Below are 17,438 nucleotides of genomic sequence, written 5' to 3'. Positions count from 1 at the left end.
GGCGACGATGCGGCCCATCCCGCTCGCGGAGCGGGCGGCACGGTGGCGGCCGGCGGTCGCGCCGGAGCCGGCCACACCGAGTCGATCGGCGAGCTCGGTGAAGTGGATTCGAGTGGCGTCGGACATCAGGGGAAACCTCGGAGTTCGGTGCGTTGGCGAAGCGGCGGGCCGACCGGCTTCCCCGGTGGCCTCCAAAAAGGTAACAGATGTATCTCGGCTCTGTCACGTCAAAAGCACGAATAGATACGAAAGCGCCGGTGAGCAGGTGCTCACCGGCGCTACCGAGTTGTTACCCGAAGGTGATCAGTGATCCGCCTCGCCCATCCTGTGAACGAGGATGAAGTTGGTCGACCCCTCGACTCCCGGCACGTTGCCCGCGACGATCACGATGAGATCGTCCTCGTTGTACCCCTCGAGGGGGAGCAACAGTTCGTCGGTCACCTTGACGAGCTCCGCCGTCTCGTGGACCCGGTCGGTCAGGAACGTCTCGGTTCCCCACGTGAGAGCCAACTGGCTCCGGATGCGCGGATCGCCGGTGATGGCGATGAGGGGCAGGTGGCTGTGCAGGCGGGCGAGCCGGCGGACGGTGTCCCCGGTCGAGGTCACCGCGACGAGCGCCTTGGCGCCCAGCCGCTCCCCGATCTCGCGGGCCGAGTAGGAGATGACCCCACGCTTGGTCCTCGGGATGTGGACGAGGTCCGGCGCGGCGGTGGAGTCGGCCTCGACCGCGAGGGCGATGGACGACATGGTCCGCACCGCGTCGATGGGGTACTTGCCGACGGAGGTCTCACCCGAGAGCATCACGGCGTCGGCCCCGTCGAGCACGGCGTTGGCGACGTCGGACGCCTCCGCCCGGGTGGGCCGCGAGTTGGTGATCATGGACTCGAGCATCTGGGTCGCCACGATGACCGGCTTGGCGTTCTCCCGCGCGATCTGGATCGCCCGCTTCTGGACCAGCGGAACGTCCTGCAGGGGAAGCTCGACGCCCAGGTCGCCGCGGGCCACCATGATCGCGTCGAAGGCCAGGACGATGGACTCGAGGTTCTTGACCGCCTCGGGCTTCTCGAGCTTGGCGATCACCGGGACGTGCACCCCGACCTCGTCCATGATCTCGTGCACCAGGTCGACGTCCGCCGGCGACCGGACGAAGGACAGGGCGATGAAGTCGACACCCAGCGCGAGGGCGAAGCGCAGATCCGCGATGTCCTTCTCGCTCAGCGCCGGAACCGAGACGTTCATCCCCGGGAGGGACACGCCCTTGTTGTTGGAGACCGTGCCCCCCTCGGTGACCACGCAGTGGACGTCGTCGCCCTCGACCCGCTGGACGGTCAGGCCGATGTTGCCGTCATCCACGAGCAGCCGGTCGCCGGGTCGGGCGTCGGCCGCCAGCCCCTTGTAGGTCGTGGAGACCCGGTCCTTGGTGCCCTCCACGTCCGCGACGGTGATGGCGACCTCGTCGCCCTCCGCCCACTCGTGGCGGCCCTCGAGGAAGCGGCCGAGCCGGATCTTGGGGCCCTGGAGGTCCGCGAGCACACCGACGGCGTGCCCCGACTCGTCGGAGGCCTTGCGGACCCAGCGGTAGTTGGCCTCGTGGTCGGCATGGTCTCCGTGACTGAAGTTGAGCCGGGCGACGTTCATCCCGGCATCGACGAGTTCACGGATGCCGGCCTCCGACGCGACGGCGGGACCCAGGGTGCAGACGATCTTGGTACGACGGTTCACCCGTACCAATCTAGTCCCCTCACCGGGATGACCGGTTAACGCAACGTCAACGACCGGCCAACGGGGGTGCGTCCTCCGGGGACCCGCCGGTCAGGTCCTCGGGGGCACGCAGGTCCGACGGGTCCTCGCGGCCCCGGCGTGCCCGCCACACGTAGATCAGTGCGGCCACCATGACGACGACCGAGACGACCGTGTTGATCCGCAACCCGAGGATCTCGGTCGCCGCATCCGCGCGGAGCAACTCCACCCAGAACCGCCCGAAGCAGTACAGGGCCACGTAGAGGGCGAAGAGCCGTCCGTGTCCGAGGCGGAACCTGCGATCGATCACCACCAGCGCCACGGCCACCAGGACGTTCCAGAGCAACTCGTAGAGGAACGTGGGGTGCACGGTCGCGAGCACCTGCCCGGTGGAGCGACCGATGGTCTCGGAGTACCCGTAGGTCTCGTCGTAGCGCTGGTAGATCTCCAGCGCCCAGGGCACGTCCGTCTCGCGACCGTAGAGCTCCTGGTTGAAGTAGTTCCCCAGGCGCCCGATCCCCTGTGCCAGGACGATGCCCGGGGCGACCGCGTCGCCGAACGCACCGATCGCCCGGATGCCCTGCTGGCGCAGGCCGATGTAGGCGCCGACCGCGCCCAGCGCGACGGCGCCCCAGATCCCCAGACCGCCGTCCCAGATCTTCAGCGCGTCGACCGGGTTCCTGCCCTCCCCGAAGTAGCGGTACCAGTCGGTGGCCACGTGGTAGAGGCGACCACCCACGAGACCGAAGGGGACGGCCCACAGCGCGGTGTCGAGCACGACCCCCGCGCGCCCGCCACGGGCGACCCATCGCTTCTCACCCCACCAGATGGCCACGACGATGCCGAGGATGATCCACAGTGCGTAGGCGCGCAGCGGGAACGGCCCGAGCTCCCAGACCCCCTGGGGCGGGCTCGGGATCACGAGCCGGCCCCCGGCCGACGCACGCCCGCCGCGAGTTCGGCCGTCAGCCGGGCGAGGGCCTGGCCCCCCTCGGTGGCCGCGGTGATGAGGGCGGACCCCACGATGACGCCGTCCGCATAGGAGGCGATCTCCGCGGCCTGGTCACCGTTGCGCACCCCGAGTCCGACGCCGCACGCGAGGTCCGAGTGTTCACGGACCCGTGCGGTGAGCGTGCGAGGTGCGTCGGAGACCACGTCCCTCGCTCCGGTCACCCCCATGACCGCCTGGATGTAGACGAACCCGCTCGTGTGGGACAGCGTCATGGCCAGCCGTTCGGGCGTCGACGACGGCGCGACCAGGAACACCCGGTCGATCCCGTGTGCGTCCGTGGCGGCGATCCAGTCCTCCGCCTCGTCGGGGATGAGGTCCGGTGTGATGACCCCGGTCCCGCCGGCGGCCGCGAGGTCCTCCGCGAACCGGTCGACGCCGTACTGGAGGATCGGGTTCCAGTAGCTCATGACGACCGGGACCGCGCCGGCCTCGGCGACGGCCCGGATCACGTCGAAGGTGTCCCGGATCCGGAAGCCGGCCTGCAGCGCCACGTCCGCGGCCGCCTGGATGGTGGGACCGTCCATCATGGGATCCGAGTACGGGATACCCACCTCGATGACGTCGCACCCGCCCGCGACCATCGTCCGCACGGCCTCGATCGACCCCTCGACCGTCGGGTACCCCGCCGGGTAGTAGCCGATGAGGGCGGCCCGGTTCTCGGCACGGCACCGCTCGAAGACCTCGCTCAGAACGCTCATCCCTCGACTCTACCGTCCGCGTAGTCGCCCTCGCCGTCGTCGGCACCCCGGCTCGAGTCCACCCCGGCCTCGGGTGGGGTCCCCCCGCCCAACAGACCGAACCACCGGGCGGCGGTGTCGACGTCCTTGTCACCGCGACCCGAGACGTTGACCAGGATCAGGTCGACGCCCTCGGCGGCGAGCTGCGCCGCTCCGGCGATCGCGTGGGCGGACTCGATCGCGGGGATGATCCCCTCGGTGCGGCACAGCTGGGCGAACGCGTCCATCGCCTGGGTGTCGGTCACTGGCCGGTACTCGGCGCGACCGATGTCGGACAGGTACGAGTGCTCGGGCCCGACGCCCGGGTAGTCCAGTCCCGCCGAGATCGAGTGCGACTCGATGGTCTGGCCGTCCTCGTCCTGCATGAGGTGCGCGTACGAGCCCTGGAAGACGCCCGGCCTCCCGGCGTTCACGGTCGCGGCGGTGCGACCGGACGCCACGCCGTCGCCGCCCGCCTCGCAGCCCACCAGGCGGACCGAGGCGTCGTCGATGAACGGGTGGAACAACCCGATCGCGTTGGACCCACCGCCCACGCACGCCACGGCGGCATCGGGCAGGCGCCCGATCCGCTCCAGGATCTGGGCGCGCGCCTCGGTGCCCACGACCCGCTGGAAGTCGCGGACCATCGCGGGGAACGGGTGCGGGCCGGCGGCGGTGCCGAACGCGTAGTAGGTGTCGTCCGCCCGGGAGACCCAGTCCCGCATCGCCTCGTTGATCGCGTCCTTGAGGGTCGCGGAACCGACCTCCACGGCCTCGACCTCCGCGCCGAGCAGACGCATCCGCGCGACGTTGAGCGCCTGACGACGGACGTCCACCGCACCCATGTAGATCTTGCACTCCAGCCCGAGCAGGGCGCAGGCCGTGGCGGAGGCGACGCCGTGCTGGCCGGCCCCGGTCTCGGCGATGACCCGCTTCTTGCCCATGCGGTGCGCGAGGAGCACCTGGCCGAGGACGTTGTTGATCTTGTGCGATCCGGTGTGGTTGAGGTCCTCGCGCTTGAGGAAGACACGGGCGCCGATCTCGGCCCCGAAACGCCCCGCCTCGTACAGCGGCGACGGCCGACCCGAGTAGTCGCGCTGGAGACGGTCGAGCTCGTTCAGATAGGCGTCGTCCGCGCGGGCCTTGGCGTAGGCGTCGGCAACCTCGTCGACGACCGCCATGAGCGCCTCCGGGACGTAGCGCCCGCCGAAGGCGCCCCAGTGGCCTCGCTGGTCGGGCTCGTGTCCGGTCGTCGTCCGGAGCACGTCTCCCATCGAGGGCAGCGGTGTCAGCTCGTTAGAATTCACGGCTCCCAGTCTGCCGGAAGCGGGCGACGGGGGCCTAGCGGGGTCCCTGCGGGCAGGACGGGTGGGAACCCGCCGTGGCCAGGGCGTTGCACGCCGCGCGCGGGTCGCCCTTCGTCACCAGCCCCTCGCCGACCAGCACCGCGTCCGCGCCCACGCTGGCGTACGCCAGGAGATCGGACGCGTCACGGACGCCCGACTCGGCGATCTTGACCACCCCGGACGGCAGGCCGGGAGCGATGCGGGAGAACACGTCGCGGTCGACCTCGAGGGTCTTGAGGTTCCGGGCGTTGACACCGATGACGGTGGCGCCGGCCTCGAGGGCGCGGTCCGCCTCCTCCTCCGTGTGCACCTCCACCAGTGCCGTCATCCCGAGCGACTCCGTCCGGTCCAGCAGGGACACCAGCGCGTCCTGCTCCAGAGCGGCCACGATGAGCAGCACGAGGTCCGCGCCGTGCGCCCGGGCCTCGTGGATCTGGTACGGGCCCACCACGAAATCCTTGCGGAGGACCGGGATGTCGACGGCGCGGCGGACGGCGTCCAGGTCCGCCAGGCTGCCGTTGAACCGGCGTTCCTCGGTCAGGCAGGAGATGACGCGGGCCCCGCCCTCCTCGTACATCCGGGCCAGCACGGCGGGGTCGGGGATCTCGGCGAGCGGCCCCTTCGAGGGACTGGCGCGCTTGACCTCGGCGATGACGCCGACCCCGGCACCCCGGAGCGCCTTGAGCGCGTCACGCGGTTCCGGCGCCGACCGGGCCGCCTTCTTGACCGCAGTGAGGTCGATGACAGCCTCGCGGGCCGCGACGTCCTCGCGGACCCCGTCGATAATCGAGTCGAGCACGGTACCCACCGTGACCTCCCTCTGCAGTGTTCGGGCAGGAAGCGTGATCGAGATCAACAATAGAGGCAGCAGGCGGGGTTCCGAGAATCGGGACCCGGTCGGGGATGCTCAGCCCGTGGGATCGCGCCCGTCGTCGAGTTCCTGCCACAGGTCACGACCGGTGTCCCCGGTGTCCTCGCCGGCCTCCGGGTCACCGCGGCGCGCCCCGGGCGTCACATAGCGATCATCCCGCTGAACCCTCCGGGTCGGCCAGATCATGGGGACGGCTCCCGCGGCGACGAGGGCCAGCGCTCCTGCTCCGGTGAGAACCGGACCGGCCGACCGGGTCGAGATCTCCGTGATCTCCGACCACTCCGGCACCGCCTGCGCACCGGCCGTCCCCGGGCCCGCGTTGGTGCGGCCGAGTTCCTCCTCACCCGTCACCGTGGAGTGGACCCGGTCCTGGTCCACTCCGCCGACGGTCGAGAACAGCAGCGCGCCGGTGGCCAGGCCCAGGAGGGCGATGACGGCCCCGACCACCCGGGCCCCCGTCCCCCGGACCAGCGCCACCGCGGCCACCGCGGCGAGAGCACCCACCGCCAACGGGACGAGCGCCGGCTGCCACTGCGCACCCGTCAGGCTGCGCCGGGCCTCACCCGACTGGTCGTTGAACGCGACCACGTCCACCCACACCATCCGGGAGGCGATCCACAACAAGACGGCGCCGAGGAGCAACAGCACGACGGGGATGCGGAGCCGGGCGTTCTGGGTCACCGGCCCTCCCCCGGCGTGTCCGCACCCTCAGCGCCTCCCGTGGGGCCCGCGGGCCTCAGGGTGTCCGCCGCCGCGACGGCGCGGAGGACCGCCATCGCCTTGTTGCGGCACTCCTCGTCCTCGGATGCGGCGACCGAGTCGGCGACGATCCCGGCACCGGCCTGGACGTAGGCGGTCCCGTCCTTGAGCACCGCGGACCTGATGGCGATCGCCTGATCGGCGTTGCCGGCGAAGTCGACATAACCGACCACTCCCCCGTAGACCCCGCGACGGGTGTCCTCGAGATCCTCGATGATCTGCAGCGCGCGGGGTTTGGGCGAGCCCGACAGGGTGCCGGCCGGGAAACAGGCCGTGACGGCGTCGATGCCCGTGCGCCCCTCCGCCAGGCGGCCCGTCACGGTGGAGACCAGGTGCATCACGTGGCTGTACCGCTCGACCTGGCGGAACTCGGTCACCACGACGGAACCCGGCTCGCAGACGCGGCCGAGGTCGTTGCGACCCAGATCCACCAACATGAGGTGCTCGGCGTTCTCCTTGGCGTCCTCCACGAGGTCCTTGGCCAGCAGGACATCGTGCTCGTCGTCCTCACCCCGCGGCCGGGTCCCGGCGATCGGATGGGTCGTGGCCAGCCCGTCCTGCACCTTGACCAGGGCCTCGGGGCTCGATCCGACGATGGTGAACGCGGTGCCACCGAAACCGTCGTCCCCGCTGCCGTCCGGGACCGTCATCAGATACATGTAGGGGCTCGGATTGGTCGTGCGCAGGATCCGGTAGACGTCTCTCGGCGAGGCCGAGGTGTCGACCTCGAAGCGCTGGCTGAGCACCACCTGGAAGGCCTCCCCGGAGTAGATCTGCTCGATGATGTCGGCCACCCGCGCGTGGTAGGTCGACTCGTCGGTGCGGCGGCGCATCCGCGGATCCGGTGTGTCGAAGACGCTGACCCCGCCGGCGCCGGGAGCCGCGAGCCTCGCCGTCATCGAGTCCACCCTGGCCACCGCGTCGGCGTAGGCCTCCTCGACCCGGTCGTCGCTACCGTCCCAGTTGACCGCGTTGGCGATCAGGTGGATCCGGCCCTCGTGGTGGTCGAACGCCGCCAGGTCGGTGGCCAGCATCTGGACGAGCTCGGGGATGTGGAGGTCATCGGTGGTGTCCGGTGTGATGCGCTCGAGTCGGCGCACGATGTCGTACCCGAGGTAACCCACCAGCCCGGACGTCAGCGGCGGCAGGCCCTCGATCTGGTCGGTCCTCAGCAGGTCCAGGGTCCGGCGCAGGGCGTCGAGCGGGTCGCCGCCCGTCGGAGCCCCCGCGGGCACGTGCCCCAACCACATGGCCTCACCCGCGTCGTCGACGGTCAACGCCGCGGCCGACCCACAGCCGATGAACGACCACCGCGACCATGACCGGCCGTGCTCGGCCGACTCCAGCAGGAAGGTCCCGGGCCGGTCGGCCGCGAGCTTGTCGTACGCGGAGAGCGGCGTCTCGGAGTCGGCGAGCACCGTGCGCACCACGGGGACGACCCGGTGGCCCGAGGCGAGCGCCCGGAACTGCTCGAAGGTGGTGGTCCTGGTACTCATCCGACGACCCGGCCGCCGATCCCGAACGAGTCGTGCGGCATGTCGTTGACGAGCACCCACACCTTGGCCGGGTCCTTGCCCGCGGCCTCGGCGTAGGCGGCTGTGACGGCCTCGATCACCCGGGACTTGGACTCGGGGTCCATCCCGTCGAGCTGGTTGATCTGGATGAAGGGCACGGGCTCAGTCCTCCCCGAGGAGTGTGTCGGTGTCGAAGCAGCTGACCGTGCCGTTGTGACAGGCGGCCCCGGTCTGGTCCACCTTCAGCAGGACGGTGTCGCCGTCGCAGTCGATCTCCACGCTGCGCACATGCTGCACGTGGCCGGAGGTCTCCCCCTTGACCCACCGCGTCCCGCGCGAGCGCGAGTAGTACACCCCGCGCCGCGTGGCCAGCGTCTCGGCGAGGGCGGCGTCGTCCATCCACGCCATCATGAGGACCCGACCGGAGGTCGCGTCCTGCACGACGGCAGCGATCAGACCCTCCGCGTTCCGGGTGAGCCGGTCGGCGATGGTCGGGTCCAGGGCCGGATCGCTCATCGGACCGTGATCCCCTCGGCCGCCATGGCCCTCTTCACGTCGCCGATCGTCATCTCGCCGAAGTGGAAGACGCTGGCCGCGAGAACGGCGTCGGCGCCGGCCTTGACCGCGGGGGCGAAGTGCTCGACCGCGCCGGCCCCGCCGGAGGCGATCACGGGGATCGTCACCGCCGCACGGACCGCACGGACCATGTCCAGGTCGAAGCCCGCCTTGGTGCCGTCCGCGTCCATCGAGTTGAGCAGGATCTCCCCCACCCCCAGCTCCTGGCCACGCCGGGCCCACTCGACGGCGTCGATCCCGGTGCCCCGGCGGCCACCGTGGGTGGTGACCTCCCATCCCGATGGTGTGGGGGCCTCGCCCTCCGGCACCGTCCGGGCGTCGACGGACAGGACGATGCACTGGGAGCCGAAGCGCCTGCTGAGCTCCTCGAGCAGCTCCGGACGCGCGATCGCGGCGGTATTGACGCTGACCTTGTCCGCTCCGGCGCGGAGGAGCTGGTCGACGTCCTCGGCGGCGCGCACCCCGCCGCCCACGGTGAGGGGGATGAAAACCTGCTCGGCGGTGCGTGTGACCACGTCGATCATGGTTCCGCGGCCCGAGGACGACGCGGTCACGTCGAGGAAGGTCAGCTCGTCCGCGCCCTGCGCGTCGTAGGCGGCGGCCAACTCGACCGGATCCCCGGCGTCCCGCAGATCGAGGAAGTTCACGCCCTTGACCACGCGGCCCGCGTCGACGTCGAGGCACGGGATCACCCGGGTGGCGAGTGTCATGCCCGGTTCACCGCTCCCCGTCGAGCCACGGGCGGTTGCCGTCGGGACCGGGGGTGGCCCGGCGACGGCCCGCCTCGAAGAAGTTCCCCGGCTCGCCGAGCTCGCGGATGGTGCCGAGCACCTCCGCGTGCGCTCGCGGGCCGGCGGCGAGGATCGACTGGGAGTCGATCGACCACGGCTCACCGGTCAGGTCGGTGACCACTCCCCCGGCCGCGCGGATGTGGGAGGCGCCCGCCGCGTTGTCCCACGCGTAGTTGCCGAAGCTCACCGCAGCGGACAACCGGCTGGAACCCACGAACGACAGGTCCACCCCCGTCGACCCGAACTTGCGGGTGCGGGCGGCGTCGAGGGTGAGCTGCTCGAACACCTCTCGTCGATAGGCCGGCGGGTAGGTGGTGCGGGCGCCGGTGTTGAGCGACCCGAGGCCCAGCGCGACATCGCGGATGGAGACGTCGGCGATCCGCGGGATCTCCTCGTCGTTCTCCTTGAGCGGGCCCCCGGCGATCGAGGTGAACCGCAGGCCGAGGAGGGGAAGCCAGGTCAGTCCCAGTACAGGCTGTCGCTCGTGGACCAGCGAGACGAGGATGCCGGTGGTGGGGATGCCGAGGGAGTAGTTGGCCGTGCCGTCGATCGGGTCGACCACCCAGAGCGTGCCCTCGTTGACCGGCGGGCCGCCGAATTCCTCGCCGTGCACCTCGAGCTCGGTGCCCTCGCGCAGCGCGTCGGAGATCCGACGCTCCAGCTCGAGGTCGAGCTCGGTCGCGAAGTCGTTGCGCGAGCCCTTGGCGCGCGTGCCCTCGGCACCCAGTCCCTCGACGAAGCGGGGGGTGACCTCCTCGAGCACGCGGGCCGCCAGGGCGAGCGCTTCCGCGGGGTCGACGGACAGGTCCGTCGGCAGGGTGTTTCCGGTCTGATCGGTCATCTCGGGCCTCCTGCTCGAGGTCATGCGGGTGGGTGTGGCTACAAGGTGGTCATGGCCGATTCAGCGGACACTCACCGCGGCCAGCGCCTCGGGGAGGGTGAAGCGACCGGCGTAGAGGGCCTTGCCCACGATCGCGCCCTCGACGCCCTTTGGCACCAGCGTCGCGATGGCCTCGAGGTCGGCCACGGAGGACACCCCGCCGGACGCCACCACCGGCGATCCGGTGACCGAGCACACCTGGGAGAGCATCTCGAGGTTCGGACCGTTGAGCATGCCGTCCTTGGACACGTCGGTGACGACGTACCGCGCGCAGCCGTCCTTGTCCAGACGCTCCAGCACCTCCCACAGGTTGCCTCCGTCGGACACCCACCCGCGGCCACGGAGCCGGGGCTCGCCGTCGACCACACGGACGTCCAGACCCACCGCGATGCGGTCCCCGTGGCGGGCGATCGCGGAGGCGCACCATTCCGGGTTCTCCAGGGCGGCGGTTCCCAGGTTGACCCGGGCACAGCCGGTCGCGAGGGCCGCCTCCAGCGAGTCGTCGTCGCGGATCCCTCCGGACATCTCGACCTTGACGTCGAGTGCGCCGACGACCTCGGCGAGGAGATCGCGGTTGGTCCCGCGACCGAAGGCGGCGTCGAGGTCCACCAGATGGACCCACTCGGCCCCGTCCCGCTGCCACTGCATGGCGGCCTCGAGCGGCGATCCGTACGAGGTCTCGGTCCCGGCCTCTCCCTGCACCAGACGGACGGCCTGCCCGTCGGCGACGTCCACGGCGGGCAGGAGTTCGAGGTAAGAAGCGTTGGTCACGGGCATCAGCGTAGTCCGTCCGCCCGGGGGCGCTCCCCATCGCCCTCGACCGGTTCCGACGGCTCCCCGGAGTGTGCGCTGGACTCGACCCCGGCCTCGGGGGCGGGCTCGTCTCCGTATGTGACGGCGGGCTCGTCTCCGTACTCGGCACGGATCGCCCGATCAGTGATGCGGGTGGACACGACCCCCATCGCCACGACGGTCAGGATCACACCGACCAGAGCGACGACGGCCCGGCCCGCCGGCGGCAGCGGGAACAGCGCGACCGCCAGGGCGGTCAGTCCCAGGACCAGTACCCCCGCCCCGGAGACCCCCAGCGCCAGCACCGCGAACGATACGGGCGCCGGGCGACCCCGGCGGTCAGCCAAGGGATCTGATCCAGTTCTCGAGGAGCTGCAGGCCTGCATCTCCCGACTTCTCAGGGTGGAACTGGGTGGCCCACAGGGGGCCGTTCTCCACGGCGGCGATGAATCTCGTGCCGTGCCGGGCCCAGGTGACGTCCGGCGGGGTCAGGTGGTCGGACGGCTCCATCTCCCATCGCTGCACCCCGTAGGAGTGGACGAAGTAGAAGCGCTCGTCGGCGGGCATGCCGGCGAACAGGACGCTGCGCTCGGGCGCCTCGACGGTGTTCCACCCCATGTGCGGCAACACAGGAGCCTCCAGTCGCTCGACGACCCCGGGCCACTCCCCACAGCCCGCGGCCCCGGACTCGGCGTGTTCACCGTCCGAGAACTCGGTCCCCCGCTCGAACATGACCTGCATTCCCACGCAGATCCCCAGCACTGGGCGACCACCGGCCAGACGCTCGCCGATGATCCTCGGCCCCTTGACGGCCCGGAGACCCTCCATGCACGCCGCGAACGCGCCGACCCCCGGGACCACGAGTGCGTCCGCCTCGGTGGCGACCCGGTGGTCCGAGGTGAGCTCGACCCGGGCGCCGACACGCTCCAGCGCGCGATGGGCCGAGCGGAGATTGCCCGAGCCGTAGTCGAGGAGCGCCACCCGCGGGGCCGATGAGGTCATGGGCTCACTTTATCGTCCGTGGCGGGCGAGGTCAGATCACGCGTCGGCCGGGTGCGCCGGGCGCCCACCGCCGCGGGACCGCCGACGAGCAGCACCACGCCGGCCGCGACCGTGAACAGGACGACGTATCCGAAACCGGCAACGCCACCCATGACCACCGACCCGAGACCCGTGCCCGCGTCGAAGGAGATGTTCCACGAGGCGGACGCGGTCCCCAGGCGCGAGCGCGGCATCCGCTCGAACGAGGCGACGAGCGCCTCGTTCTGCACGGCGCCGAACCCGAGTCCGAACACCACGGTCGGGGCGATGAACCACCACGGGTTCGCCGACACCGAGAGCAGGCCGGCGATACCGGCCATGCCGAGCGCCGAGACCGCCAGTCCGGGCCAGACCAGGGCGCCGGGGCCGCGCCGGTCGGAGACGAGTCCCGCGAAGGTGCGCCCGACGATCACGCCCACCCCCAGCAATCCGAGCCCGACCCCCGCGACGACCGCGCCGCTGCCCGAGACGATCGAGTCCAGGGCGGGCGAGAGGAACGACGCGGCGGCGCCGTACGGCAGCGACACCGCCACCATGACCAGGAACGGCCCGGCGAGCAGGACGAGCATCGCCCGGCGGCCCAGTGCGGACGGGTCGGAAGGCCTGGCGGGAGCGGGGTGCACGTCGGGGAGTCGTGCCGCCGCGAGCAGTCCGACCACACCGAACGCCGTCGCGCTCCAGGCGACCGTGGCCAGACCGAAGACCTCCAGCAGCCACAGACCGACAGGCAGGAAGATGGCCTCGGAGATCCCCACCGCGAGGCCGATCAGCGAGGTGGCGCGGCCGAGCATCCCGGGTGGCGCGAGCTCGGCGACCAGTGCGGAGCCGGCGACCGTCATCATGCCGAAGCCCGCCCCACGCACACCGCTGACCGCCAGCACCGCGAACGGCCCGTCGAACAGGGCGAGCAGCCCCGAGGGCAGGCCGAGGAGCGCGCTGCCGATCGCGAGCACCCAACGGTAGCCGATCGCCGCGGTGATCCTCGGGGTGAGCAGTTGGACCAGCACGGTGACCGTCATGAACACACCGGTGGTCGCACCGGCGACCAGCTCGCTGCCCCCGCCCCGGACCACGGCGAGGGGCACCACGGGCAGGAGCAGCGAGAAGCCACCGAAGGCGAGGAGCACCAGGACGAACGCCGCCGGCACACCGGGGGTCCGGGACAGCTGTGCGAACGCGCCCGGCTTCGTGACCCCCGCGGTCACTTCGCCATCACAGAGCGCCCTTGGTCGAGGGGATCCCGCTGATCCGCGGATCCGGCTCGACCGCGGCGCGCAGCGCCCGGGCGACGGCCTTGTACTCCGCCTCGGTGATGTGGTGGGGGTCGCGCCCGTAGTGCACGCGGACGTGCAGCGCGATGCGGGCGTGCGACGCGAGGGTCTCGAACACGTGCCGGTTGAGCACGGTGCCGTACGGCGCGCTGTCGTGGCCCACGACGACGTAGCCGATCATGACGTCGGGCTCCCCCGTGTGGACGCAGTACGGGCGCCCGGAGACGTCGACGACCGCCTCGGCGAGCGTCTCGTCCATCGGGATCGAGCACTGACCGAAGCGGCGGATGCCCCGCTTGTCGCCCAGTGCCTTCCCGAGCGCCTGGCCCAGAACGATGGCGGTGTCCTCGACGGTGTGGTGCGCCTCGATCTCGACGTCGCCCGTCGCGCGGACCGTGAGGTCGAACGCTCCGTGCTGGCCGAACGCGGTGAGCATGTGATCGAAGAACGGGACGCCGGTGGCGATCTCCGTCCGGCCGGTGCCGTCGAGGTCGATCTCGACGACGATCGACGACTCCCTGGTGGTGCGCTCGACGCGACCGACGCGTCCGCCCTGCTCGCTCATCGTCTCTCCCTCGTCGTGGTGATCTCTGTTCCCGCCAACTCGGCGCTCACCTGCAGCAGCCGGTCGTTCTCGCTCTCCAGCCCGATGGTCGCACGAAGACGGCCGGGGATGCCCACGTCGCGGATGAGCACGCCCGCGTCGAGGTAGCGCCGCCACGCGCGGGGCGCGTCCACGAAGGGCCCGTAGAGCACGAAGTTGGCCTCGCTGGGCAGCACGTCGTAGCCGAGCGACTCGAGCCCCGCGGTGACGCGCTTGCGCTCCTCGGCCAGCAGGGCGACCGACGCCAGGGTCTCCTCGGCGTGACGCAGCGCGGCCGCGGCGGCGGCCTGCGCGATCACCGACAGGTGGTACGGCAGACGGACGAGCAGCACGGCGTCGACGAACGAGGGGTCGGCCGCGAAGTAGCCGAGCCGCCCGCCGGCGAACGCGAAGGCCTTGCTCATGGTCCTCGAGACGACCAGCTTCGCCGGGAACTCGGCCAGCAGCGTGCACGCGCTCGGCGACGGGGAGAACTCCGCGTACGCCTCGTCGACCACGACGATCCCCGGTGCCGCGTCGATCAGCCGCCGCAGGTCGTCCAGCTCGATCACGTGGCCCGTCGGATTGTTGGGCGTGGTGAGGAAGACGACGTCGGGGCGGTGCCCGGCGATCGCCGCCAGCGCGGCCTCGACGTCGATCGCCAGGTCCGCGCCCCGGTCGACCGGGATCCACTCGGTGTCCGTGCCCGCGGCGAGGATCGGGTGCATGGAGTAGCTGGGGACGAATCCCATCGCACTGCGACCGGGTCCGCCGAAGGCCTGCAGCAACTGCTGGAGGATCTCGTTGGAGCCGTTGGCCGCCCACACCATGTCCACGTCCAGCTCCACCCCGGTCTGCCGCGTGAGGTAGGCGGCGAGGTCGGTGCGCAGGTCGACGGCGTCCCGGTCCGGGTAGCGGTTGAGGTCGGCCGCCGCCGCGGAGACCGCGGCGGCGATGTCGGCGACCAGCGCCGCACTGGGCGGGTGCGGGTTCTCGTTGGTGTTGAGCTGCACCGGCACCTCGAGTTGCGGGGCTCCGTAGGCGCTCTTGCCGCGCAGGTTCTCGCGCAGTGGCAGCGCGTCCAGGCCGACTCCGGGCCGGGGGGTGTCGGTCACTGGTCCTCCTCCTCGGCGGTGAGGTCCTCGAAGCGGGCCCGGACGGCCTCGCCGTGGGCCGGGAGACCCTCGGCGTCGGCGAGCGCGACGACGGTCGGGGCGATCTCCTTGAGCGCCGCGCGGTCGTAGTCGATGACGTGGATACCGCGCAGGAAGGTCTGCACACTCAGCCCGGACGAGTGACGGGCGGTGCCCGACGTGGGCAGGACGTGGTTCGAGCCCGCCGCGTAGTCGCCGAGCGGGACCGGGGAGTAGGCGCCCACGAAGATCGCCCCGGCGTTGCGTACCCGGGCGGCATCGGCGGCGGAGTCGCGGGTCTGCACCTCCAGGTGCTCGGCCGCGTACGCGTCCACCACGCGCAGGCCGGCGTCGATGTCGTCCACCAGGACGATGCCCGACTGCGGGCCCTCGAGCGCGTCGCGCACGCGGCCCGAGTTGAGGGTGACGGTGTAGCGGGCCTCGACCTCCCGCGCGACGGCGTCGGCGAGCTGCTCGGAATCGGTGACCAGAACGCTCGCCGCATTGGGGTCGTGCTCGGCCTGGCTGATGAGGTCGTAGGCGATGTGGACCGGGTCGGCCGTGTGGTCGGCCAGGACGGCGATCTCCGTGGGACCGGCCTCCGAATCGATCCCCACGACGCTGCGGCACAGTCGCTTGGCGGCGGTGACGTAGACGTTGCCGGGGCCGGTGACCATGTCGACGGGCTCGAGCTCGCGTCCGTCGGTGTCCTCGCCGCCGTGGGCGAGAAGGGCCACGGCCTGGGCGCCTCCGACGGCCCAGACCTCGTCGACCCCGAGCAGAGCACACGCGCCGAGGATGGTGGGGTGGGGCCAGCCACCGGAGTCGGCCTGGGGCGGGGAGGCCACCACGAGTGAACCGACCCCAGCGACCTGTGCCGGCACGACGTTCATGATGACGCTCGACGGGTACACGGCCTTGCCGCCGGGAACGTAGAGGCCCACCCGCTCGACGGGAACCCACTTCTCGGTGACGAAGCCGCCGGCGGCGACCTCGGTCACGGTGTCCGAGCGCCGCTGTGCGGAGTGGACGATCCTCGCGCGGCGGATGGCCTCGACCAGGGCCGCGCGCACGTCAGGGTCGAGGGCCTCGCCGGCCTCGGTGATGACCTCGGCGGGGACCCGCACCGAGGTGGGCCGCACCCGGTCGAACTTCTCGCCGTAGTCGAGCGCGGCGGAGGCCCCGTGCTCCCGGATCGCCTCGACCACCGGGCGGACGGTGTCGACGACGGAGTCGACGTCGGCGGCGCCTCGCGGGAGTGTGCGACGCAGCTCGGCGGTACCGAGGGTGCGACCGCGCAGGTCGATGCGGGAGAGCATGGTGTGGCCTTTCCTTTGATCACGGGACGTCGAGCAACCGGCCGACGGCCGCGAACCAGTCTAGGTGCGCCCGGGCCCGGGCCTGTCCCATGCCACCCTCGCGGGTGTTGTGGACCCGGTCGGGCGCACCCTCCGGCCGCTCACGCGCAGCAGGCGCCACCCCCGGAGTCGGCGCCGGCCTCGTCGTCGTCGTTCCTGTTGCTGTCACCCGCTACCGGCGACGTCCCGAACGTCTCCGAGTCGGCGAGGACCGTGTAGATCTCCCACCGCTCGCCTCCCGGGCCGGTGACCCACACCTTGTCCTGGGTGGCGAAGCAGCAGGTCGTGCCGATCTCCTCGTCGGTGAACAGGCCGGCGTCGGTCAGTCGCGCGATCTCGCCGTGGACCTGCTCGCTGGACTCGACCTCGACGCCCAGGTGGTTGAGCGAGCCTCCCTGGCCCGGGTTCTCGAGCAGGACCAGCTTGAGGGGCGGCTGCTCCACCACGAAGTTGGCGTAGCCGGGCTTGCGCTTGGCGGGCTCGACGCGCAGCAGCGTCGAGTAGAACCGGACGGCCTCGTCGACGTCGTCGACATTGAGGGCGAGTTGCACACGGGACATGGTCGGAACCTCCACCTCTGAGATGAATATCGAATTTGTTGCACCGCCCAGAGAACCAGCCTTTTCGATATTCGTCAAGAACCCGCGCTACACTCGCGGACATGCCCAAGGCCCTGCCCCTCCTCGACGTCAGCTCGCCGGTCTGCTGCGCGCCCGTATCGGCGGGGCCGATCGGCCACGAGGACGCCGTGGAGATCGCGCTGCGTCTCAAGGCCCTCGCCGACCCGGTCCGGATCCGGCTGCTGTCACTCCTGCTCACCAGTGACGACGGCGAGGTCCGCACAGGAGATCTGGCCGCCGCGACCGGCGTCGCGGAGTCGACCACCTCCCATCACCTGGGCCGGCTCCGCGAGGCCGGGATGATCGAGTCGGAGCGGCGCGGGATGAGCGTGTTCCACCGTGCCCGGGGGTCCGCGATCGACGCCCTGCGTGCCGCGCTCGACCCGAACTGCTGCACCTAGTGGGTATCTCCGTTAGTGCGTCGGGGGTCAGGCC

20 protein-coding genes are annotated in these 17,438 nt (G+C 71.3%); 1 reads left to right on the top strand and 19 read right to left on the bottom strand.

Features of this window, described 5'->3' with window-relative positions:
- Positions 1-303: 303 nt before the first annotated feature.
- The 19 genes from pyk to G6022_RS07200 all read right to left on the bottom strand — a co-directional run bounded on the left by pyk (position 304) and on the right by G6022_RS07200 (position 16,943).
- Complete coding sequence (pyk, locus tag G6022_RS07290) at positions 304-1,722, bottom strand: pyruvate kinase (protein WP_179525149.1); 1,419 nt, start codon at positions 1,720-1,722, stop codon at positions 304-306.
- A gap of 46 nt (positions 1,723-1,768) precedes the next feature.
- On the bottom strand, positions 1,769-2,662 hold the full coding sequence (gene lgt / locus G6022_RS07285) for a prolipoprotein diacylglyceryl transferase (protein ID WP_182615582.1): 894 nt from the start codon (positions 2,660-2,662) through the stop codon (positions 1,769-1,771).
- Positions 2,659-3,450 carry a tryptophan synthase subunit alpha gene (gene trpA, locus G6022_RS07280; RefSeq protein ID WP_182615580.1) on the bottom strand — a complete coding sequence of 264 codons (792 nt, stop codon included), beginning with the start codon at positions 3,448-3,450 and terminating at the stop codon, positions 2,659-2,661. The genes lgt and trpA overlap by 4 nt, the downstream gene beginning before the upstream one ends.
- Positions 3,447-4,742 (bottom strand): tryptophan synthase subunit beta, encoded by a 1,296-nt coding sequence (gene trpB, locus G6022_RS07275; RefSeq protein ID WP_182615584.1) that lies wholly within the window; start codon positions 4,740-4,742, stop codon positions 3,447-3,449. The genes trpA and trpB overlap by 4 nt, the downstream gene beginning before the upstream one ends.
- A gap of 67 nt (positions 4,743-4,809) precedes the next feature.
- A complete protein-coding gene (trpC, locus tag G6022_RS07270) occupies positions 4,810-5,622 on the bottom strand; it encodes an indole-3-glycerol phosphate synthase TrpC (protein ID WP_179525147.1) in 813 nt (270 codons plus the stop codon).
- 99 nt (positions 5,623-5,721) lie between these two features.
- A complete protein-coding gene (locus G6022_RS07265; RefSeq protein ID WP_182615578.1) occupies positions 5,722-6,366 on the bottom strand; it encodes a TIGR02234 family membrane protein in 645 nt (214 codons plus the stop codon).
- Positions 6,363-7,940, bottom strand: coding sequence for an anthranilate synthase component I (locus G6022_RS07260; RefSeq protein WP_182615576.1), 1,578 nt, complete (start codon positions 7,938-7,940; stop codon positions 6,363-6,365). Before G6022_RS07260 ends, G6022_RS07265 begins: the two co-directional genes overlap by 4 nt.
- A complete protein-coding gene (locus G6022_RS07255; RefSeq protein ID WP_179525144.1) occupies positions 7,937-8,116 on the bottom strand; it encodes a tautomerase family protein in 180 nt (59 codons plus the stop codon). The genes G6022_RS07260 and G6022_RS07255 overlap by 4 nt, the downstream gene beginning before the upstream one ends.
- Before the next feature lie 4 nt (positions 8,117-8,120).
- Positions 8,121-8,474, bottom strand: coding sequence for a phosphoribosyl-AMP cyclohydrolase (gene hisI, locus G6022_RS07250; RefSeq protein ID WP_179525143.1), 354 nt, complete (start codon positions 8,472-8,474; stop codon positions 8,121-8,123).
- A complete protein-coding gene (gene hisF, locus G6022_RS07245; RefSeq protein ID WP_182615575.1) occupies positions 8,471-9,244 on the bottom strand; it encodes an imidazole glycerol phosphate synthase subunit HisF in 774 nt (257 codons plus the stop codon). The genes hisI and hisF overlap by 4 nt, the downstream gene beginning before the upstream one ends.
- A 7-nt stretch (positions 9,245-9,251) precedes the next feature.
- A complete protein-coding gene (locus tag G6022_RS07240; RefSeq protein ID WP_182615574.1) occupies positions 9,252-10,166 on the bottom strand; it encodes an inositol monophosphatase in 915 nt (304 codons plus the stop codon).
- A gap of 60 nt (positions 10,167-10,226) precedes the next feature.
- Positions 10,227-10,982, bottom strand: coding sequence for a bifunctional 1-(5-phosphoribosyl)-5-((5-phosphoribosylamino)methylideneamino)imidazole-4-carboxamide isomerase/phosphoribosylanthranilate isomerase PriA (priA, locus tag G6022_RS07235; protein ID WP_182615573.1), 756 nt, complete (start codon positions 10,980-10,982; stop codon positions 10,227-10,229).
- Positions 10,982-11,344, bottom strand: a complete 363-nt coding sequence (locus G6022_RS07230) for a hypothetical protein (protein WP_241731099.1) — start codon at positions 11,342-11,344, stop codon at positions 10,982-10,984. Before G6022_RS07230 ends, priA begins: the two co-directional genes overlap by 1 nt.
- The gene (gene hisH, locus G6022_RS07225; protein ID WP_182615571.1) at positions 11,337-11,999 is read right to left on the bottom strand and encodes an imidazole glycerol phosphate synthase subunit HisH; all 663 of its coding nucleotides are present in this window, start codon (positions 11,997-11,999) and stop codon (positions 11,337-11,339) included. Before hisH ends, G6022_RS07230 begins: the two co-directional genes overlap by 8 nt.
- Positions 11,996-13,243, bottom strand: coding sequence for an MFS transporter (locus G6022_RS07220; protein WP_179525137.1), 1,248 nt, complete (start codon positions 13,241-13,243; stop codon positions 11,996-11,998). The genes hisH and G6022_RS07220 overlap by 4 nt, the downstream gene beginning before the upstream one ends.
- Positions 13,244-13,250: 7 nt before the next feature.
- Entirely contained in the window at positions 13,251-13,874 is a 624-nt protein-coding gene (gene hisB, locus G6022_RS07215; RefSeq protein WP_179525136.1) for an imidazoleglycerol-phosphate dehydratase HisB, read from the bottom strand.
- Complete coding sequence (locus G6022_RS07210; RefSeq protein ID WP_179525135.1) at positions 13,871-15,007, bottom strand: histidinol-phosphate transaminase; 1,137 nt, start codon at positions 15,005-15,007, stop codon at positions 13,871-13,873. The genes hisB and G6022_RS07210 overlap by 4 nt, the downstream gene beginning before the upstream one ends.
- Positions 15,004-16,344, bottom strand: a complete 1,341-nt coding sequence (gene hisD / locus G6022_RS07205) for a histidinol dehydrogenase (RefSeq protein WP_179525134.1) — start codon at positions 16,342-16,344, stop codon at positions 15,004-15,006. Before hisD ends, G6022_RS07210 begins: the two co-directional genes overlap by 4 nt.
- A gap of 140 nt (positions 16,345-16,484) precedes the next feature.
- Positions 16,485-16,943, bottom strand: coding sequence for an ArsI/CadI family heavy metal resistance metalloenzyme (locus G6022_RS07200; protein ID WP_182617579.1), 459 nt, complete (start codon positions 16,941-16,943; stop codon positions 16,485-16,487).
- A gap of 101 nt (positions 16,944-17,044) precedes the next feature.
- Between G6022_RS07200 and G6022_RS07195 the strand changes: the two genes are divergently transcribed.
- Positions 17,045-17,404 (top strand): Rv2640c family ArsR-like transcriptional regulator, encoded by a 360-nt coding sequence (locus G6022_RS07195; protein ID WP_017836078.1) that lies wholly within the window; start codon positions 17,045-17,047, stop codon positions 17,402-17,404.
- Positions 17,405-17,438 lie beyond the last annotated feature (34 nt).

This window comes from Dietzia sp. Cai40, assembly GCF_014145165.1.
GTDB lineage: Bacteria > Actinomycetota > Actinomycetes > Mycobacteriales > Mycobacteriaceae > Dietzia > Dietzia natronolimnaea.
This window is presented reverse-complemented; position numbering and strand designations above follow the sequence as displayed.